The following is a 19,049-nucleotide window of genomic DNA, read 5'->3' as shown; positions in this document are numbered from 1 at the left end:
AAATAAAAAAACTTAGTGTTTATTACACTAAGCTTCTCTAATACTTTATGATAATCTAAAGTACACTTCTTTTGTATCCTCATCAATTGTTTTAAATTCATATCCTTGTTCTTTATAATATTTTATTATTTCAGGTAACGCCTTAGGTGTATTTTTCTGTAAATCTGTACAATGCATAAGTACTATTGTAGGTTTTAAATCCTTATTTACTTTAATAGCCTTTCTGTATATTTTATCTGGAGGTAAATTCGGATTCATCCCATCTGTACTATCTACATTCCAATCATACACCTTAAAATCATTATCGTGTAATCTCTTTAAATATTTTTTACTTAAATGCTTATAACTTCCACCAGGGAATCTAATTATACTAGGCGAAATTCCAATTGCTCTATTTATCTCTTCACGACATTGATTCATTTCTTCAATGAATTTATCTTCGCTAGCATATACACATTTATATTTATGATTAAAGGTATGTAATCCTATACTATGCCCTTCATCATTAATTCTTTTTACTACCTCTTCTCTACCTTCAATTTGATTACCTATTAAAAAGAAGGTTGCTTTTACATCATTTTCTTTTAATACATTTAGAACTTCATCTGTTATTTTACAACTTGGCCCATCATCAAAAGTTAAATATACTTCTTTTTTTAAAAGACTATTTTCATTTTCACTTGTATCACTTAACTCATTTCCTTTAGTATTTTTTACTTCTCCTTCTGTAGGAGTTGCCTTAATACTTTGATTAAACATAGAAATAATAATAAATACATTTAAAACAAGGAATAAAAAGCATTTTAGCTTCTTTTTCATTTTTATTTCCCTCCTTGTAATTTATTTTTATTAGCATAAAAACTATTACACTTTATCATTGGCTTTTATCTACTTTTTTATTTGTGGTAATTTAATGTAAATACTGTAATTTACATATATATACTAATATGTAATAATATTTATAAAGGAAGTAATCGCTGGCTTGATATGTAATATATAATAAATTTTTATATTATATTCTTTAATTTTTCTCTATATATTATATAATATTTAAAGTAGATATATCCTAAGGAGGCGTAATTTTATGAATAATCAACTTACTGAAGAGAATATAAGAAAATTAAGAGAAGAATTAGATTATAGATTAACAGTAAAAAGAGCTGAGATAGCAAAGGAAAAAGCAATAGCTGCTGCACATGGTGATAGATCTGAAAATGCAGAATATAAAGAAGCCTGTGCAAATTATAGAGAAAATGATAATAGAATTCAATATCTATTAACTATGATTTCTACAGCAACTGTAATAGATGAGGATAGCATAGATAAATCAGTATTAGGAATTAATAGTAAAGCTAAAATTAGATTTGTTGAAGATGATTTTGAAACTGAAGTAACTTTAGTAACTACTATGGACTTAGATCCTGATAATATGTGTATAAGTATAGAATCTGATTTAGGTAAAGCACTTTCTGGTAAGAAAGTTTCTGATATAGTTGAAGTTAATGCTCCTGGAGAAAAATATTCTGTAGAAATTTTAGAAATATTATAGTTTCTTATTCAAAGTTAAAAATACTTAAATCAAAACAAACTTTAATATTAACCAATAAAAAGGCTGTCTACTGAAATTATTTTTAAAATTATTTCAGTAGACAGCCTTTTAGGCGTATTTTTTTATATTTTATTTGGCGTATTTTTTTTATATCTTTTTGGCGTATATAATTTAATTATTATTTGCTTTCAGTCTTTTCTTTTCTTCCTACTAAACTCCAGTATAATAAGAATGCTATTACTGAAATAACAGCTAATACAAATAGTACATTACTATATTGTATAGATCTTGCATTACTGAAAAGACCAGTAATATTTTTTCCTAAAGGCTCTATTTCCATTAATATTGCTACATATGTTATACCGATTGATGCAGCCATACTTAAACAGAAATTATAGAAACCAATAGCTGTTCCTGAATTTTCTTCTGGTATTGTTTTTATTAATGTATCTATCATAGGCGCATACATTAAAGCAAAGGAACTAGAGAATAATATCATTATAAATATAAATACGTATACTGATGTTTCTATAAAGAAAGTCCCTATAAGAAGACTTATTACTATCCCTACTATTGCTAATTGAATACATTGCTTATTTCCGATTTTCTTTGCAATCTTACCTGATAATGCTCCTACCGTAGCTGCTAAAATATATGATGGAAGTAAAATTAATGAAACTTGATCTAATCTATAATTATATATGTATTCAATTAAAAATGGGAACATAAATATAAATGCAAGTTGAACACTATATATAACAAATGCTACAGCTAATATTGATATAAAATTTCTATTTTTAAAGAATTTAATACTAATAAAAGCATTTTTATTTTTACTAATATATGTAACGAATAATATAAGAGCAACTAAGAATGCTATTAAATATATCCAATTAAATTCTGAAACAAAAAGCATTAATAATGCTGCTACTGATGAAACTAGTACAAATCCTATAAAATCTACATTTCCACCCTTAACTTTTTCTTTTGGAATATATTTTAAAATAAAAGGTAATATTAATAAAGTTAATAATGGTACTAAGAATAGTACTTGCCAACGTAAGTATGTAGCTACATATCCACCTGTAATAGTACCAATTACTTGTGATATTGCATAACTACTTGTACTAAATCCTAAATACTTCTTTTTATCTTGGTCTTTAAAATACTTTGCAACAAATATTACATATAAAGTTTCTGCACTTCCTAATCCAGCTGATTGAATTATTCTTGAAATAACTATCATTGTAAATGATTTTTGAAAAATAAATCCTAATAATGATCCAATACAAATTAAAACAATTCCCATTGCTAATAAATCTCTAACACTTATTGAATCTGATAAAGAAGCATATACAATTGCTCCAATACCTATAACTAATCCAGCTAAAGTTACTTGCCAACTAACTGCAGTAGCCGATAAATTAAAAGTACTTGCTAAATCTGGCGAAATAATTTTAAATGAATTATCTATAACTAGCGCAAAAATCATTAAAGCTAATACCGCTGGTACTGCCTTTTTTATTTTTACTTCTTCAATTTCTTTTGACGTATCCTTTGACGTATTAAATGAAATTTCCATGTTATGTACCTCTTTCTTTAATTTTTTCCTTTGTGTATTCTTAATAATCGTTTACGAACTACCCATCATACACCTATTTTACTCTTTGTAAACTTGTTCATTTTTTGCTCCATATTTTAGATAAGTTAATATTAGCATATTTCTTTTTTTATTTCAACACTCCTGTAATCGTTTATTTTACTTACTTTTAGCTTTTTTTGTCTATTTTCTTAAATTTCTTTTATTATTTACTTGTCTAAAGTAATCTTATACATTCTAAAACCCCCTTTATATTTTATTTAAAGAAATAAAAATATATGGTATACTATTCCTAATCATACGATAAAATTTTTGACGACAAGTAAGGTGATATCATGAAACTCGTTCCAAAGAACTCAAAAAAATTACTATATACATTGGTATATGATAATCTATATAAAATGATTATTAACGGTGAATATCCTATAAATTCAAAATTACCATCTGAACCACAATTAGCCAAAATGTTTGGTGTTAGTCGAATGACTTTACGTCAGGCTCTCTCACTATTACAAGATGATGGTTTAGTAAAAAATATACATGGTAAGGGGAATTTTATAACTTCTCCTGAAAAGTGTAATAAAAAAGATTTCTTAGAATTAATAGGTAACCCAATATACAAATATCATAATGAACCTATTAATGATGTTGAGTTATTCTTTCGATTAGATTTAGAAAGTGACTATACAAGACAAGTATTAGAAAAGACTTCAACAGCAGTAGTTGCATGTGAACGTTATTATAAATCTAATAATAAAGTTATAGCATATGCTTTTACTTTTATATCTATTGAAACAATATTAGAAATGAATATAGATTTAAATAATAAAGATCAATTATTGGATTTTCTTGAAAATAAAGCTTATGAAGTATCAACTAGTTCAATGTTAGAAATAAAACGTTCAACTGCTGGAAATACTAATCACCAAAGACATAAACTTGTTGGTGGTGAACAATGTGACTTAATTTTGGAAACGTTATACCTAAATGACTATTCCCCTCCACTATTATTTAATAAATACTATATTCCTTATCAATATAGTAATTTTAGAATAAAGGCAACAAGAAAAATTTAATTTTTCTTATGAAAATAGACTCCATTAAATAAACACATTATAAGAAACTATTGTGTTATTTATTTAATGGAGTAATTTTATGCAAAAAAATAATTACTCCTTATCAATTCATATAATATTAATAAAATAATAGTAAAAATTATAGTATTTCTAAAATTTTACCAAAAACGAATTGAAAATGATTATCATTCGTGGTATCATTTTAATTATATATGACAAAACAATTTATTTATTAATAATTTTAATATTACAAATAGGAGTGATTATATGATAAAATCAGAAAAATTCAACAAAAAAATAAGTGCTATTATAGCTGCAACTTTAATAGTTGGCTCTGCCCCACAAGTGGTACGTGCTGACACAAACAATATCGATCCACGTACTTTATCTGTAGAAGATACTGCCTTAAATGTTGAAAGTAAATGGATTAATGTAACTACCTTACCTAAAATTGAATCAGCAGAATTAGGACGATTCTGGGAGGATTACGATAAATACAGAATAAATTTCCCTGGTACAACCAACAGTGAATTTGATAAATTTAAAAAATATATAAAAGCTATAAATGAAACAAATGATGTAACAGTAAATGGAATCAAATATGATAATACAAACCTTGTAAGCGAAAAAGATACTTATAAAATGGGGGCATTAGGTCTTGAACTTAATCCAAGTGGATTCACAAAAGAAATAAATACTATTATTGTTAAAGCTAATGGATATAACGATATGGAGATATTAGTAAATAAAGATGGTACTTTTATAAGTGAAAAAGAAATTAACTCTAATGAATCACTTGTAGATACTTCTAGTGTCGTTAAGAATATATTACCTGAAGTAGAAAAAGTAGAATTTGATACTTTCTATTCAAATTTTATGAAATGTAGAATTAGTTTTGATTCTGTTACAGATGCTAATTGGAAATCTGTAACTGATTTTAGACAAGCTATAAATTTTAAAAGTACTGTAACTGTAAATGGAGTTAATTACACTAATTCATCTGATGTAGAAAATGTAAATACTTTTTATTTTGGGTTAACTGGCTTTGAACTTAATCAAAATGCATTTAAAGATGGAGTAAATACAGTAGTTATCAAAGCTGATGGTTATGATACTATGACTATAAAAATAAAAAAAGATGGACAAACTATGAGCATAGCAGACTCTTCTACTGAGGCTGTAGATAATTCAAACTCTAAATCTTCAACTATATCAGATGATATAAAAGAAACTAATAAAGATGAACAAAATTGGCAAGCTGTATCTTTATTACCTAAAGTAACAACCGCTAGATACGGTGAAATTTATGGAAGAGTGGAATATGAAATAAGTTTTGAACAAAATGATATATTAAATGAATATATCAAGGCAGCAGATCCTCAAAATCCAAACACTAAACCTTCTGAGTTAACTGTAAATGGAGTTAGATATTATGATAACTTTAGTTTTGGAATAAATGAGTATCATCTTAGTTATATGGGTGGATTAGAATTAAATGATACCTCTTTCACAGAAGATATAAATACTATAATTTTAAAAGTAGATGGCTATAATGATATGAGAATAAGAGTAAAAAAAGACGGAACATTAATAAGCCAAGAAGAAGCTCCTTCATTAACTGCTACAACAGAAACTCTTAGAATCTATAATATAAAAGAAGATGCATCTACATTAGTTGGTGAACCTATTGATTTAATGGATAATGTATCTGCTTTTTCAATAGGTAAAGAAACTATTGATTTAAGTAATCAAATTAAAATTGATACTGGTGATTTAGATACTCAAAACCCTAAAGAAGGAACTTATGAAGTAACATATTCTGTAACTCATAACGGTCAAACTAAGACTCAAAAAAGAAGAGTTATTGTTTCTAATGCCATTATTCCAACGGATAATCTTGAAGATGGTGTTTATACTATAGGATTTAAAGCATATAGAGCTGATATTCCTGAGAATGAATCAATGTTAAATGGTTTCTTTGATGAAAAAATAAAGGTTACTGTTAAAGATGGTAAAATAAACTTAACAATGTTAAATACTCTTTATGGATATAGTATTTTAGATTTCTGTATAGAAAGTGATGGAGAATATGTAAGTTCAAAACGTCAATTTGTAGGAGAAAAAAATAGTATAGGTGAATATGATATGCAACTATGCGAAGTGTCAATATCTGATTTAACTTCAGATCACATGGGCTGTGTACTTGTAGGTATGATGGGGGGTAAGCCAAGTGATATTGGAAATTACTCTGAGTATAAAGAAGTAAGATTTGTATTTGATAAAAATTGTTCAAAAGGTTGGAAAGGCTTTACTACAAAAATTGATCTTGATGAAACACCTGATATAAAACCTAACGAAAATCCTGATATAATTTCAGATGTTACTCCTGCTGTAGCTTCAGATACAACTGCTGATGTGAAAACTGATGCTAAGTCTGATGTGAAAACTGATGCTAAAGCTAATACTAAAACTGAAGTTTCATCTAAAACAGATTCCACTACAAAACCTGAAGTAAAAGCAAATAATACACCTAACCAAAATAAATCATCTCAAAAAGATATAAAACAAAAAACACTACCAAATACTGGTTCAAGCTTTAATGGTAACTTCTTATCAATGATAGGTGCTATGCTTGCAAGCTTAGGTGTATTCTTCTTTAAAAATAAAAGATACTAAGATTTAAATAAAAAAATCATATCAAAATTAAATTGATATGATTTTTTTATTTACTTTATTAATATTTATTCTATCTACTTTTATTACACCATCTAGAGCATATTTGAGCTTTTTTGCTACAAATAACCTTATCTGATCCACAAGATGGACATTTTTCTTTGTCTTGTTCATATTTTATTTCATATTCATTGCCACATTCAAAACATTTAAATTTACAAAATTTCGCTCTATAATTTCCTCCATCTATTCTTATAGAATATCCTTGGGTTAAAGCCATTGCAACCTTTTGTCTTGCTGTATCAATAATATTTTGAAAGGTCTGTCTTGACACCTTCATTTGTTTTGCACATTCTTCTTGACTAAGAGATTCAATATCCTTAAGCCTCATTGCTTCTAATTCTTCTAGTTTTAAAGTTACTTCTTTTAATTGACATTTAGGTTTCCCTACTGGCACAAAATAGGTATCTTCGGGAAAAAAACTAACTGTTCTAACTTTTGTTGGTCTCGCCACTTAAATTCCTCCTTACAGTTTGCATATAATCCTGTAAATATTATAGTTATATCATAAATATCTAGTAATTAAATTTAATCTCTTTATTATTTATATCAATTATACTATTACATTTAAAACATTTAAAGCCACGATATCCTTCAATATTTATTTCTTTGACTATATCCATCTCTGTAAATATATTAAAACTTATATAATATAGTAGCAATCCCTCAATTTTTATGTTTTACTTTTAAATAATCTTTATTAATTATTTAGTCGTTACAATGCCCCTCATGTGCATGCTCTGTACAAATACTTCCTGTTGATTTTACTTCTCCACTTATATATTTTTTAATTATTTCATCAGTTATTCCAGCTGCTCCTACAACTACTTCTATATTATTTTGTTCAAATAATTGTTGCGCAGTAGCCCCCATTCCTCCAGAAATTATAATATCTATATCTAGTCCTTTTAAAAATACTGGTAAAAATCCTGGTTTATGTCCTGGATTTTTCACAAAGTTTTTATTTAATATTTTTCCTTCTTCTACTTCATAAATATCAAAACCTTCACAATGTCCGAAATGTCCACTAACAATATTATTTTCACTAGCAACTGCTATTTTCATAATTTAATTCCTCCTAATTTTTCTATTTTATTTTTTATATTAATCCACATTTTTTCAATTTCAATTTTAGCTATACTATCCTTATAATTTGTTATTGGTTTTAACTCATTTATAGATTTTATAACCATATCATCATAAGGAATTTTCCCAACTATAATTAAATTATTTACTTTAGCTAATTCTTCTATCTCTACAGAAACTTCATTGTTAATATCATATTTATTAATACAAATCATAGTAAAAACATTAAAATGATTACAAAGTTCTAGTATCCTAAGCAAATCTTTTAAAGCTGATTTTGTTGGCTCTGTAACTATAAGCACTGCATCACTCCCTGTAATTGATGAAATAACAGGACATCCTATTCCTGGTGATCCATCTATTATAGTTAGTTTTTCTCCATTATTAACATCTCTACTATTTTTCTTTAATTGACTAATTAACTTTCCTGAGCCATCGCTACCTATTTCCATTTCTGCTCTTGAAATTATACCTTCTTCTAATTCAGTTAAAAATACATCTGCAATTTTATCATCATTAAGCTTTATTGCATTATTAGGACATACTAATGTGCAAGCACCACACCCCTCACAAGTAAAATCATCTACTTCAAAGTCTTTTATTGCAGAAAACTTACAAACATTAATACATCTTCCACAGTTTTCGCAAAGTTCTTTACATATAATAGCCTTTTTACCTGCAATAAAATTTTCTTTTCTTATGTCTTTACCCTCATAAAATAAATATAAATTTGGTGCATCTACATCACAATCTACTCTTATTGCATCTTTTTCAAGTTCTGCTAAGGCTGTAGCAATAGTTGTTTTACCAGTTCCACCTTTTCCACTTAAAATAGTTAGTTCCAAAGTAGCACCTCCTTTATATTAGTTGATATTTCATCAAACCATAACTTATGATTTACATCATCATATAATATTTGCCCTTTAGAATATAGAGTTACTGTATCTCTACTATAAGGTAAGTATCCTATTATTTTTATATTTTCTTCTTCACAGTATTTTTTTACTATATTTTCTTTTCCGTCATCTTTATTAATAACTACACAAAATGGAATGTTATATATTTTAACAAGTTCAACAGCTAATTTTAAATCATGAAGACCAAACTCTGAAGGCTCTGTAACAAGTATAGCAATGTCTGCATACTTCAAACTATTTACTACATTACAACTAGTTCCAGGTGGACAATCAATTAAATTAATACCCTTAGGTAAACTTTTTAAAAGTTGCTTTATAACAGGTACTGCCATTGGTTCACCTACATTTAAAATTCCCCTTATACACTCTATATTTCTTGTTTTACCTGATTCTAATTTTCCAATGACTCTATTTTTATAAACTATTGCATCAGTTTTACAAGAAATTTTGCATGCTCCACAACTATGACATAATTTATCAAATACCATAATATTATCTTTTACTTTTGCTAAAGCGTTAAATTTACAAGTTTGTGTACATATACCACAACTTATACATTTGTCTTTTTTTATCTCTGGATATTCAACCATTACATCTTCATTTTTATAAACCGTAGGCTTTAAAAATAAAAAACCATTTGGCTCCTCTACATCACAATCTACATAATTTGCATTTAATGCAATAGCAAGATTTATTGACATTGTTGTTTTCCCAGTTCCACCTTTTCCACTAAGCACAGCAATATTCACAGTTTTTTTCATCTCCAATCTACTAACTTTTATCTATTTAGCTGATTTTATTTCTTCAAGTTCACCATTACTATATTTTTTAATTGCAGATTCTACTGATATCGAATCACATTTAAACATTTTTATTTCTGATTCTTTTATAATATTAAAAGCATTTGGGCCTAAACTTCCTGTAATGACTACATCTGCTTTTTCTTCTACTATTTGATTAGATGCTGCAATTCCAGCTCCTCCACTTGCAGTTTGCCCTCTATTCTCTATTACCTTTAACTCATTATTTTCTGTATTATAAATTTGAAAATACTCACATCTACCAAATCTTATATCTAATGTACTATCTTTATCTTTTCCTGTTGATGAAACCGCTATTTTCATATACTACACCTCATCCTTAATCTTATTTTATAAATTTTTAATTGCTTCATAACCATAAAACTAACTCCCCATTAACTCATCCCCCAACACATTAATAGCATATGCTAATAATATGTTAGCATCACTTTTATTTATTGTCAAATGCCATAAACCTTTTTTTGTATTTTTTATTATTTTTAACTACTACATTTTTTATTTTATAGATTAGAAATATCATTTTATAAAAATAAAAAACGTATTGATTTTACTCAATACGTTTATATATCAAAACTCAATTGAATCCCATTATTTTTCTCTGTATCATTTATATAAGGCAAAATAGGAGATATCCAAACGACTGTAGGAATTCCATTGTCCCTCATTACCTTCAAAACTTCAAAACGTTCTTTTGTTGTAGAAACATTTGGTTCAATAATCTTACATAACTTTTCAATTATCTCTAAGGATTTTCTTGTATTTTGAAGCTTTTCTTCTATATGAATATATGGATCCCTCATTGCACCAGTTCCAATCATACACTTTTTTCTCTTTTTCTTAAGTGCATCCTCTAATAACTGTGTACCATCAATCTTTACCTCTATATCTTCAAAAATATGATTCATCCCATAACATAAGCTTCTAGAGTCGCAATATATACACCCATGACTGCAACCTCTATAAATATTCATTCCATTATTACTAGATAGTATACCTTTTACCATCACCTTATGCATATAATTCTCTCTCCCGTAGTTATTTAATTTATATATTTAACTAATTTCAGCAAAATGGTCTATCATCTTTCTTGCGATAGATATCTTGTCTGGAATTTTAGGAAAGTTATCTTTTTTAAACCAATCTGCTTTAACTATTTCTTCACCATCTACTTTTATCTCTCCGCTTTGGTATTCTGCAAAGAAACCTATCATTAATGAATTAGGGAAAGGCCATATTTGGCTACCATAGTATTTTATATTTTTTATTTTTATTCCTACTTCTTCAAAGACTTCTCTTTTTACGCATGTTTCTAGATCTTCACCTGCATCAACAAATCCTGCTATAATTCCATATTTATTATCTTTAAATCCTTTATTGTGAGCTAAAAGTATTTCATCTCCCTTAGTTATTGCAACGATTATTGCCGGGGAAATAGTAGGATATGTTATAAGATTGCACTCTGTACAAATTTTTGCTTTTTCATCTTCCTTTTTAATAGTTTTATTTCCACATCTTCCACAGAATTTATGAGTTTTATCCCAGTGTAATAATTGTCTTCCTCTTCCTGCTACAAAAAACATTTCTTCTTCTAAAAGAATACCTGCTTCATAAATGGTTATCATTTTAAACTCTTCTTTTATTTCTATATTTTCTTCTATTTCAACTGTAAAGCATATTTTATTTTTAAGCTCACCTAAACAATACGCTTCTTGAAAACTTATATTAAGCACTTTAATATCTTTATATGTTGGAATGCTTACTTTATCTTCAGTAATTTTTACTAATAATTTATCGTTACATATTAAAAACCAAAGTTCGTTATCATCTCTTTCCACTTCTCCATGTATTAATGGTTTAAACCCAAAATATTCATACTCTTTATCTGTCATATAATTATTCCTTTCATTTTGTATTCTATTAAGTCTTATTATATCAAAATTCATTCTTTTATTAAGGGTAATATAACCTTTATCTACATAAATAAATGCTCTATTAAAATTTTTGTTCCTATAAGTATTAAAATTACTCCACCAATAATTTCAGCATACCTTTGTAGTAGGTTTCCTAATTTTTTACCTACAAGTACAGCAACTATACATAAAACAAAAGTAGTTAATCCTATTATTGTTATAGCAGGTACTATGTTAACGCTTAAAAATGCAAAGCTTACGCCAACTGCTAAAGCATCTATACTAGTTGCAATAGCTAATATAATTAAATTTTTGTTGTTTAACTCATCTTTTTCCTCATAAACTTCAGTTATACTAACTTCTTCTTCAATTTCATTATTTAAGTTTTCATCTTCTTTTTCTCCATTGAAAGATTCATATATCATTTTCCCACCAATTATCCCTAGCAGTATAAAAGCGATCCAATGATCAAATGATTTTATATAGCTTTCAAAATATCTTCCTGCCCACCATCCTAAAAGAGGCATAACTGCTTGAAATAACCCAAAAAATAAAGCTATTTTTACTGCATTTTTAAGTAAATCTTTTTTCAGGTTCATTCCTTTTGCAAGGGCAACTGCAAAGGCATCCATAGATAATCCTATTCCTGTCATTAAAATTGATAAAAATCCCATACAATACTCTCCTTAACATATATTAATTTTTAATTTAATACTTACTTTATTAGTTCTACTTTTTTAACTTTCTTATACAAAAAATAAAGACTTATGCGTAGCAAAAACTACGCATAAGTCTCGTTATTTAATATTAAGCCAGAACTTTTAAGTTCAATATGTTGACTTAACAACTCTTCAAATATGAGCTAACTACTCCCCTATACAACTGAAGTACTTATTAAATTTTCCCTTATTAGCTTATCAGATTTACTCTATATAATCAAATAAAACTTAATAATTATACTTACATTTTATAGCTATAATCATTATTTAGTGAATGAGATTTTAAAATTTTATATATAAATTTCAAAACTAAATACCATACTAAAATACAAGTTATAGCTAACAATTCTAGATTAAATAAATACATATATCCATCCCCTAAGAATGTTAAAAATGTCCCCTTGCTTGCTGCATTAGATCCAAAGCTTACAAAGAAATAATTTGTTTTATATATTTCATTAAATATTCCCATAGGCATTCCTATAACCTGTAATAATAAAAATACTTTAATTGCATCTTTAAAAGTTGGAATATATTTATATATAATAAGAAAATATATTGGAACTAAAACTATGATAGTATGTCCCACCATAAACTGATAATATTTAAAATATCGCCAGGAAAGCTCCATATCTACTGATATTAAACTGCTTATTCCACCTAAAACTCCTGCAAATATTGAAAAGTTAAAAAGGCTTCTATTTTTAGTAAACGCTAAAATAATACAAAGAATATTGGTAAGATAACATAGATGAAATGGTAAATTATCTGGTCTAATCCCTTCAATTATCCATACAGAAATATAGTATGATACAAAAATAGTTAATGATATTATTCCTATGGAGTATCTAATAATTTTATCTAATCTTTCTTTGGCTCTTATCTTATCTTTATAAAAATAAATAATTCCTATTGCTATACATAAAAGAATTATAGGTATTGTCTGTTCCGTTAAACTTGTTCGATAAAATTCATTTGGTATTTTTAAAACAAAGAAATCCTTCATATCATCCCTCCATCCTTATATTTGTTATATTAGTAATTTATTACAATAACAACTTACTATATCCTAACTGTACATATTTATATAATTTTATGTACATACTATTAATAAATAATCCTATGAGGTGATATTATGTTTGATCTTAAAAAATTAAAGCATAAACTTAAACACAAAAAAGATAATTTATTTGATTATCCTAATGCACCTTACAGTCATATGCCAAGCACTCCAAATACTAATGATTATGAAAGAGATTTTTATGATGATTAAATTTAAAAATCTTAAAAGGTAGAACCATTGAACTGCCTCCTATCTACTAGATAGGGGGCAGTTCACATTTTAGGCTCTTTTTTATTCTTGTAACTCTAGATTTTTTGCTAACATCTTTTCTCTAACTTCTTTTATAACAATACCTAGTAATAAACCTAGAATTGCTGGTGCTACCCAACCTAACCCTTGTGAGTAAAATGGTAGTTTATCAACAAGTTTTGTTACAAAACCTAACCTAAAGCCAACTTGTTCTAATGCATCTATTACACTTATAACTCCAGTAAATAATATTGTTGTAGAATAAACAACTCTACTACCTTTAAATAAATTATTCATTATTCCTACTAAAATTAACATTATTGCTATTGGATAAATTGCATTTAATACTGGTACTGAAATTGATAAGATTTTAGTTAATCCCATATTAGCAAGTAACATACTTGATAAAGCTAAAAGGCTAACCCAAGCTTTATAGCTTACCTTATTATTTAATGTTGTAAAGTACTGACTACATGATGTTATTAATCCAACACAAGTTGTTAAGCATGCTAAAGTAAATACTACTGCAAGTAATACAGCTCCTGGTTTTCCAAAAATATAGGTCATTACATTTGTTAGAGTTTGAGCTCCATTTTCAGTTGCTCCAAATCTTCCTCCACTAGTTGCTCCTAAATGTCCTAACATTGAATATATAGCTATTAATAATATTCCTGCAATAATTCCTGCTTTAATTGAAGTAGAAATAACAGTCTTTTCATCTTTAACGCCTCTAGATTTTATTGCTAAACTAATTACTATTCCAAAATTTAAAGCTGCAATAGTATCCATAGTTAAATATCCTTCTAAAAATCCTTTAATAAATGGTGAAGTTATATATTCACCTGTTGGCTTTGCATAACCTCCTAATGGTTTGAAAATAGCTGCTATAAATATTATTGCAACTAAACTTAATAATGTTGGAGTTAAAACCTTACCCATTCTATCTACTAATTTACTTGGTGATAATGAAAGCCAATAAGCCACCGCAAAAAATATTAATGTAAAAATAAATAATGCAAGAGCTCTCGACATATTGCTTGGTAAATAAGGTGAAACTGCCATTTCAAATGGTAAACTTCCTGCTCTTGGAATTCCTAGGCATGGTCCTATTGATAAATATATTAATACAGTAAATACTCCTGCAAAAGTTTTATTTACTCTTTTAGCTAAAGCATATAATCCTCCTGATTTAGCTATTACAACCACTCCAAGTACTGGAAAACCTACCGCTGTTATAAAAAACCCTAACATAGCTATAACTGTTTTTGTTCCTGCCGCTTGACCTAAAAATGGTGGAAATATTAAATTTCCTGCTCCAAAAAATAATGAAAAAAGCATTAAGCTTATTAATACTAAATCTTTCCTTGATAAACCTTTCATTTTAAATCCTCCTATACAATTCAAATTTTATTGCCGAATAATTATGCCACCTTCAATATCCATATAAAATCCCCCCTTTATAAACATAAAAAAACCCCATCCCTTAAACAAAGGGACGAGGTTACTCGCGATACCACCCTAATTCTATAAAACTAAATCTATAATAAATAAAAATAGATTCTTTTATAGCTCTCAGCTACGTACTAAATAATACGCTTTTCTTTTAACGGTGAAAAACTCCGATAAGACTTACTAATAATCTTCAGCCTTACTTCTCCGAGATGATTTTCAGTTATACCTTGAACATTGGCTTGCAGCAAAATGCCAACTCTCTGTGGAACAAAAATATTACTTACTTTTTCTCTTCATAGAATTTATTAATCTAAATATTATATATAGATTATACCAATTTTTATTTATAGTCAATATACTTTTTGAAATTTTCTTTATTTTCTCATTTTAAGTTTAAAAATTTTTTCACTGGTAATACTATTAATGATATTTTTTATATAAGGAGCGATATTACCTATGTCAAGTAAAACAGGTATTGTAAAATGGTTTAATCAAGAAAAAGGATTCGGATTTATTTCTTGTGATGATGGTAATGATGTTTTTGTTCACCACTCTCAAGTTAAAGAAAAAGGTACTGATAAAGACTTACACGAAGGCGAAAATGTTACTTTCGATATTGAAGAAGGTAAAAAAGGCCCAATGGCTACAAATGTTCAAAAGATGTAGCTATTTCTTATAATTAAATATAAAAGTAAGCAAAAAAGACTATGGATTTATATATCCTAGTCTTTTTTCTCTTACCTAACTTTTATTAATGGGCTGAAGTTCCTTTTTGCATAGCTTTACGCTCTTCAACTAAGTTATTTATTAATGTATTTAATGTCCACTCTTTTGATGTATCTGTTACCACCGCAAACAAAACATTTTTAATTTTAAGCTTTTTTATATTTTCAATAAAGATACCTATTTTTGATTGGGATACATTATTAAAAATTATCACCTTATTTTTGGGTCCATCATTACCTTCTGATAATATTCTACCATCTATAATATCTTCTATTTTTGATTCTCCATTTTTATAAGAAAGAATCTCTTTATCTCTAACACCTATAATATCTGAATAATTTTGAACAATTTTAAGCTCCTTGCCTATAAAGTTACACAATAATATACAACTTCTACCTTCCTCAATTTCATTATTTGTAGTATCTATTTTTTCAAATGACATATTAATCACCTCTATAAATTCTTTCTACTTGCTTATCACTAAACTTTTATATTAGTGCACTGATAAACAATTAGAATTTAAACCGTACAATATTAATATGTACGGCTTAATAAATTCTTTATTTATTTTCTTGTATTAATTCTTCTATTTTAGCTTTACATCTTCCTGCTTTGCAGAATCCTGAGCCTGCACCTGTTTTTTCTCTTACTTCCTCAAAAGTAATTGCCCCTTCTTTTATAGCCTTTACTATTTCTTCTTCTTCAATACCTTTGCAAAGACAAACCTTTGACATAACAATCTCTCCTTTTTATAATAATTATAAGCTTTTATTAATATTTACAATTTACTTAAATATTATTCTTCAATTGAAATTGCTTGTACTGGACACCCATCGCATGCTTCTCTTACTAAATCTTCTGCTCCTTCTGATACTTCACTAGCTACAGCAACTCCTGTATCTAATGAAAATACCTCTGAACAAGTTCCCTCACATAATCCACATGATATACAAATATCTCCATCTACAAATGCCTTCATTTTTAAAATCCTCCTATGTTTACATTTCTAATTTTATTCTTTTTAAGAATTTTACTTATTCTTATTATTAAATAATAATTTATATTTGTCAATACAAAATATTTAATAAACAAAAAAGCCACTAATTAGTGGCTTAAACTTATAATTAAGATTCAATAGTATATCCTGTCTCTTCTATACATTGTCTAATTTCACTTTCATTTGCTTCTTGTCCATACATGACCTCAATAGTTCCTCTACCAAGATCTACACAAACTTGTTGTACACCTTCAATCTTATCTAAGGCATTTTTCACATGGGTCTTACTCATTGTATTAACCAAACCACTTACTGTGTAATTAACGCTATCCATATTTTATCCTCCTTTCTATTAAAGTTAGTGTAAAGTTTTTTACACTACTTTTCTTTTTAAATCTTTATATATCAAGGTTTCGCCAGTTTTTTTGTATAAAAAAATAACGACCCCCTAATTTCATGTTAAAATTGAATCTCTAACCAAACAAAATCACACATGAAAGGATGTCGTTATTATGGATTCAATTATAACTTATTTAATTACTTATAATCAATATTTAATTGCCATTATCGGTCAATTACTTTTATTCATCTCAAAACATATTCCACTTAACCAGATGATATTTGATGATTCTAATAGTCCAGAATACCAAAAATTCAAAGTAGATAAGCTACCCACAATTATTAGATTTGAAAAGGTAGACTATATATTACTTTTAGCTTATTACAAACATAAATATAACAAGACCGTAAAACCCGTCCAAAGACGGAACGGGAAGTCTATCCCTAAAAAAACTAAATGTCCTAAGTGTGGTGCACCACATGAATATATATACGATAACAATGGCAGTAAAGGACAGTTTCAATGTAAAGTTTGTGGTCTTACATTTAAAGAAACTAATCACACAACTAAACCAATAGTATTTATATGTCCTTATTGCGGTGCTACGCTTACGGAACAAAAGCAACGCAAGCACTTTAAAATACATAAATGCAATAATTCTAAATGCTTATACTATCAAAGAAATCTTAAGAATCTTCCAAAGAATATTGATCCTTGTGATAAATACAAGTATAAGCTTCATTACATATATCGTGAATTTAATATTAACTTCTTTAAAATGGATCTATATCCAATATCAAAACATGCTACCGGATTTAGTTTTAAGAAGTTTAGCCCGCATATAATGGGACTATGCTTGACTTATCACGTTAATTGTAAAATGTCTACAAGACAAACAGCTCATGTTTTAAAAGAAGTTCATGGAATAAAAATTTCACATAGAACTGTTGCTAATTATGCTCTAACAGCAGCTGCTGTTATTAAGCCGTTTGTTGATACCTTTGATTACAAACCCTCTAAAATACTTTCTGCCGATGAAACTTATATAAAAGTAAAAGGCATTAAGCATTATGTCTGGATTGTAATGGATGCTTGTAAAAGGTCTATTCTAGGTTATCAAGTATCTGATACAAGAGATACTGGCCCTTGTATACTAGCAATGCGTATGGCTTTTGATAAGTTTAAAGACTTCCCTGGAAAAGCTTTAAACTTCGTTGCCGATGGTTACAGTTCATATCCGTTAGCGAAGCAACAATTTGAATTAGAAAAAAATAAAGAATTTAATCTAACTCAAGTTATCGGACTTACTAACGATGATCCAGTATCTGAAGAATTTCGTTGGGTTAAGCAAGTTGTAGAGCGTTTAAACCGTACCTTTAAATCTTCCTACAGGGGTACCTGTGGTTATGGAAGTGATGAAGGTGCTCTTTATGGCTTCTCCCTTTGGGTTGCTTATTACAACTTCTTACGCCCGCATCCTTACAATTACTGGCGTCCTTTAAACGAATTAAAGCAACTAGATGGTATTGACAATATGTCTGCAAAGTGGCAAATTCTTATCAGTCTCGGTCAACAAACCATATTACATATGCAAGAATCACAAACTTCTTGATAAATCATAAAATCAAATATTGATTAAGTTTTTGCCTCCGTTACCGAAGGTCTTTTTAGCATATTCAATTTTAAAATTTTCTTAGATATTATAAAGATATTTTTAACTATTATTCCAAATTAGCCATAAGCTATTTTTTCATACGAAACTTTACACTATCCTATTAAATTAATACTAGTATGTTCAAATAATAAATTAG

Annotated in this window: 21 protein-coding genes, 1 pseudogene and 1 other annotated feature; of the genes and pseudogenes, 6 read left to right on the top strand and 16 right to left on the bottom strand. The window is 27.6% G+C overall.

Going from position 1 to position 19,049, the window contains the following annotated elements; translation table 11 throughout:
* Positions 1-45 precede the first annotated feature (45 nt).
* Positions 46-819, bottom strand: a complete 774-nt coding sequence (locus tag BTM21_RS02810; RefSeq protein WP_079481518.1) for a polysaccharide deacetylase family protein — start codon at positions 817-819, stop codon at positions 46-48.
* Between the two features lie 265 nt (positions 820-1,084).
* On the opposite strand from BTM21_RS02810, the gene BTM21_RS02805 reads away from it, so the two are divergent.
* Positions 1,085-1,549, top strand: a complete 465-nt coding sequence (locus BTM21_RS02805; protein ID WP_021876240.1) for a GreA/GreB family elongation factor — start codon at positions 1,085-1,087, stop codon at positions 1,547-1,549.
* A gap of 178 nt (positions 1,550-1,727) precedes the next feature.
* Here the strand turns inward: BTM21_RS02805 and BTM21_RS02800 are convergent, their stop codons facing one another.
* Complete coding sequence (locus tag BTM21_RS02800; protein ID WP_021876241.1) at positions 1,728-3,131, bottom strand: MFS transporter; 1,404 nt, start codon at positions 3,129-3,131, stop codon at positions 1,728-1,730.
* A 353-nt stretch (positions 3,132-3,484) separates the two neighbouring features.
* Here BTM21_RS02800 and BTM21_RS02795 point away from each other — a divergent pair, with 353 nt between their 5' ends.
* Both BTM21_RS02795 and BTM21_RS02790 read left to right on the top strand, forming a co-directional pair.
* Positions 3,485-4,225, top strand: coding sequence for a GntR family transcriptional regulator (locus BTM21_RS02795; protein ID WP_021876242.1), 741 nt, complete (start codon positions 3,485-3,487; stop codon positions 4,223-4,225).
* 267 nt (positions 4,226-4,492) lie between these two features.
* Positions 4,493-6,901, top strand: a complete 2,409-nt coding sequence (locus tag BTM21_RS02790; protein ID WP_021876243.1) for a hemoblobin-interacting domain-containing protein — start codon at positions 4,493-4,495, stop codon at positions 6,899-6,901.
* Between the two features lie 70 nt (positions 6,902-6,971).
* Here the strand turns inward: BTM21_RS02790 and BTM21_RS02785 are convergent, their stop codons facing one another.
* The 9 genes and pseudogenes from BTM21_RS02785 to BTM21_RS02745 form a co-directional block, all read right to left on the bottom strand.
* Positions 6,972-7,412 carry a DUF134 domain-containing protein gene (locus BTM21_RS02785; protein ID WP_079481519.1) on the bottom strand — a complete coding sequence of 147 codons (441 nt, stop codon included), beginning with the start codon at positions 7,410-7,412 and terminating at the stop codon, positions 6,972-6,974.
* A 254-nt stretch (positions 7,413-7,666) separates the two neighbouring features.
* Positions 7,667-8,023: a NifB/NifX family molybdenum-iron cluster-binding protein gene (locus BTM21_RS02780; protein ID WP_079481520.1), complete on the bottom strand. Its 357-nt coding sequence runs from the start codon at positions 8,021-8,023 to the stop codon at positions 7,667-7,669.
* The gene (locus tag BTM21_RS02775; RefSeq protein WP_079481521.1) at positions 8,020-8,889 is read right to left on the bottom strand and encodes an ATP-binding protein; all 870 of its coding nucleotides are present in this window, start codon (positions 8,887-8,889) and stop codon (positions 8,020-8,022) included. The genes BTM21_RS02780 and BTM21_RS02775 overlap by 4 nt, the downstream gene beginning before the upstream one ends.
* Positions 8,880-9,710: a nucleotide-binding protein gene (locus BTM21_RS02770; protein WP_079481522.1), complete on the bottom strand. Its 831-nt coding sequence runs from the start codon at positions 9,708-9,710 to the stop codon at positions 8,880-8,882. Before BTM21_RS02770 ends, BTM21_RS02775 begins: the two co-directional genes overlap by 10 nt.
* 33 nt (positions 9,711-9,743) lie before the next feature.
* Complete coding sequence (locus BTM21_RS02765; RefSeq protein WP_021876249.1) at positions 9,744-10,085, bottom strand: NifB/NifX family molybdenum-iron cluster-binding protein; 342 nt, start codon at positions 10,083-10,085, stop codon at positions 9,744-9,746.
* 287 nt (positions 10,086-10,372) lie between these two features.
* A pseudogene (locus BTM21_RS02760) lies at positions 10,373-10,798 on the bottom strand (SPL family radical SAM protein); the annotation flags it as partial.
* Positions 10,799-10,834: 36 nt separating this feature from the next.
* Positions 10,835-11,671 (bottom strand): NAD(+) diphosphatase, encoded by an 837-nt coding sequence (nudC, locus tag BTM21_RS02755; RefSeq protein ID WP_021876251.1) that lies wholly within the window; start codon positions 11,669-11,671, stop codon positions 10,835-10,837.
* 83 nt (positions 11,672-11,754) lie between these two features.
* Positions 11,755-12,366, bottom strand: a complete 612-nt coding sequence (locus BTM21_RS02750; protein ID WP_021876252.1) for a manganese efflux pump MntP — start codon at positions 12,364-12,366, stop codon at positions 11,755-11,757.
* A 286-nt stretch (positions 12,367-12,652) separates the two neighbouring features.
* On the bottom strand, positions 12,653-13,417 hold the full coding sequence (locus tag BTM21_RS02745; protein WP_096145328.1) for a YwaF family protein: 765 nt from the start codon (positions 13,415-13,417) through the stop codon (positions 12,653-12,655).
* 129 nt (positions 13,418-13,546) lie between these two features.
* Between BTM21_RS02745 and BTM21_RS13630 the strand changes: the two genes are divergently transcribed.
* Positions 13,547-13,684, top strand: coding sequence for a hypothetical protein (locus BTM21_RS13630; RefSeq protein WP_021876254.1), 138 nt, complete (start codon positions 13,547-13,549; stop codon positions 13,682-13,684).
* Positions 13,685-13,765: 81 nt separating this feature from the next.
* Here BTM21_RS13630 and brnQ read toward each other — a convergent pair whose 3' ends face one another.
* Positions 13,766-15,103, bottom strand: a complete 1,338-nt coding sequence (brnQ, locus tag BTM21_RS02740; protein WP_079481523.1) for a branched-chain amino acid transport system II carrier protein — start codon at positions 15,101-15,103, stop codon at positions 13,766-13,768.
* Between the two features lie 108 nt (positions 15,104-15,211).
* Positions 15,212-15,481: a binding site (T-box leader), on the bottom strand.
* Between the two features lie 150 nt (positions 15,482-15,631).
* Here brnQ and BTM21_RS02735 point away from each other — a divergent pair.
* The gene (locus BTM21_RS02735; protein WP_021876256.1) at positions 15,632-15,841 is read left to right on the top strand and encodes a cold-shock protein; all 210 of its coding nucleotides are present in this window, start codon (positions 15,632-15,634) and stop codon (positions 15,839-15,841) included.
* A gap of 85 nt (positions 15,842-15,926) precedes the next feature.
* Here BTM21_RS02735 and BTM21_RS02730 read toward each other — a convergent pair whose 3' ends face one another.
* The 4 genes from BTM21_RS02730 to BTM21_RS02715 all read right to left on the bottom strand — a co-directional run bounded on the left by BTM21_RS02730 (position 15,927) and on the right by BTM21_RS02715 (position 17,232).
* A complete protein-coding gene (locus BTM21_RS02730; protein WP_021876257.1) occupies positions 15,927-16,343 on the bottom strand; it encodes a DUF3783 domain-containing protein in 417 nt (138 codons plus the stop codon).
* Between the two features lie 118 nt (positions 16,344-16,461).
* Positions 16,462-16,635, bottom strand: coding sequence for a (2Fe-2S)-binding protein (locus tag BTM21_RS02725; protein WP_021876258.1), 174 nt, complete (start codon positions 16,633-16,635; stop codon positions 16,462-16,464).
* A 62-nt stretch (positions 16,636-16,697) separates the two neighbouring features.
* Positions 16,698-16,880 (bottom strand): ferredoxin, encoded by a 183-nt coding sequence (locus BTM21_RS02720; RefSeq protein ID WP_021876259.1) that lies wholly within the window; start codon positions 16,878-16,880, stop codon positions 16,698-16,700.
* Between the two features lie 145 nt (positions 16,881-17,025).
* A complete protein-coding gene (locus BTM21_RS02715; protein ID WP_079481524.1) occupies positions 17,026-17,232 on the bottom strand; it encodes a heavy-metal-associated domain-containing protein in 207 nt (68 codons plus the stop codon).
* 178 nt (positions 17,233-17,410) lie between these two features.
* Here BTM21_RS02715 and BTM21_RS02710 point away from each other — a divergent pair, with 178 nt between their 5' ends.
* Positions 17,411-18,850, top strand: a complete 1,440-nt coding sequence (locus BTM21_RS02710) for a DDE-type integrase/transposase/recombinase (protein ID WP_079481036.1) — start codon at positions 17,411-17,413, stop codon at positions 18,848-18,850.
* Positions 18,851-19,049: the final 199 nt, after the last annotated feature.

Source organism: Clostridium chauvoei, from assembly GCF_002327185.1.
In the GTDB taxonomy this organism is placed as follows: Bacteria; Bacillota; Clostridia; order Clostridiales; family Clostridiaceae; genus Clostridium; species Clostridium chauvoei.
Note: the sequence above shows the minus strand (reverse complement) of the source record. Positions and strands in the feature narration are given on the sequence as shown.

What these genes read in the sequence shown, in the direction of transcription:
- BTM21_RS02810 (WP_079481518.1), bottom strand. Translation starts at nt 819, where the DNA reads ATGAAAAAGAAGCTAAAATGCTTTTTATTCCTTGTTTTAAATGTATTT.
- BTM21_RS02805 (WP_021876240.1), top strand. Translation starts at nt 1,085, where the DNA reads ATGAATAATCAACTTACTGAAGAGAATATAAGAAAATTAAGAGAAGAA.
- BTM21_RS02800 (WP_021876241.1), bottom strand. Translation starts at nt 3,131, where the DNA reads ATGGAAATTTCATTTAATACGTCAAAGGATACGTCAAAAGAAATTGAA.
- BTM21_RS02795 (WP_021876242.1), top strand. Translation starts at nt 3,485, where the DNA reads ATGAAACTCGTTCCAAAGAACTCAAAAAAATTACTATATACATTGGTA.
- BTM21_RS02790 (WP_021876243.1), top strand. Translation starts at nt 4,493, where the DNA reads ATGATAAAATCAGAAAAATTCAACAAAAAAATAAGTGCTATTATAGCT.
- BTM21_RS02780 (WP_079481520.1), bottom strand. Translation starts at nt 8,023, where the DNA reads ATGAAAATAGCAGTTGCTAGTGAAAATAATATTGTTAGTGGACATTTC.
- BTM21_RS02765 (WP_021876249.1), bottom strand. Translation starts at nt 10,085, where the DNA reads ATGAAAATAGCGGTTTCATCAACAGGAAAAGATAAAGATAGTACATTA.
- nudC (WP_021876251.1), bottom strand. Translation starts at nt 11,671, where the DNA reads ATGACAGATAAAGAGTATGAATATTTTGGGTTTAAACCATTAATACAT.
- BTM21_RS02750 (WP_021876252.1), bottom strand. Translation starts at nt 12,366, where the DNA reads ATGGGATTTTTATCAATTTTAATGACAGGAATAGGATTATCTATGGAT.
- BTM21_RS02745 (WP_096145328.1), bottom strand. Translation starts at nt 13,417, where the DNA reads ATGAAGGATTTCTTTGTTTTAAAAATACCAAATGAATTTTATCGAACA.
- BTM21_RS13630 (WP_021876254.1), top strand. Translation starts at nt 13,547, where the DNA reads ATGTTTGATCTTAAAAAATTAAAGCATAAACTTAAACACAAAAAAGAT.
- brnQ (WP_079481523.1), bottom strand. Translation starts at nt 15,103, where the DNA reads ATGAAAGGTTTATCAAGGAAAGATTTAGTATTAATAAGCTTAATGCTT.
- BTM21_RS02735 (WP_021876256.1), top strand. Translation starts at nt 15,632, where the DNA reads ATGTCAAGTAAAACAGGTATTGTAAAATGGTTTAATCAAGAAAAAGGA.
- BTM21_RS02730 (WP_021876257.1), bottom strand. Translation starts at nt 16,343, where the DNA reads ATGTCATTTGAAAAAATAGATACTACAAATAATGAAATTGAGGAAGGT.
- BTM21_RS02725 (WP_021876258.1), bottom strand. Translation starts at nt 16,635, where the DNA reads ATGTCAAAGGTTTGTCTTTGCAAAGGTATTGAAGAAGAAGAAATAGTA.
- BTM21_RS02720 (WP_021876259.1), bottom strand. Translation starts at nt 16,880, where the DNA reads ATGAAGGCATTTGTAGATGGAGATATTTGTATATCATGTGGATTATGT.
- BTM21_RS02715 (WP_079481524.1), bottom strand. Translation starts at nt 17,232, where the DNA reads ATGGATAGCGTTAATTACACAGTAAGTGGTTTGGTTAATACAATGAGT.
- BTM21_RS02710 (WP_079481036.1), top strand. Translation starts at nt 17,411, where the DNA reads ATGGATTCAATTATAACTTATTTAATTACTTATAATCAATATTTAATT.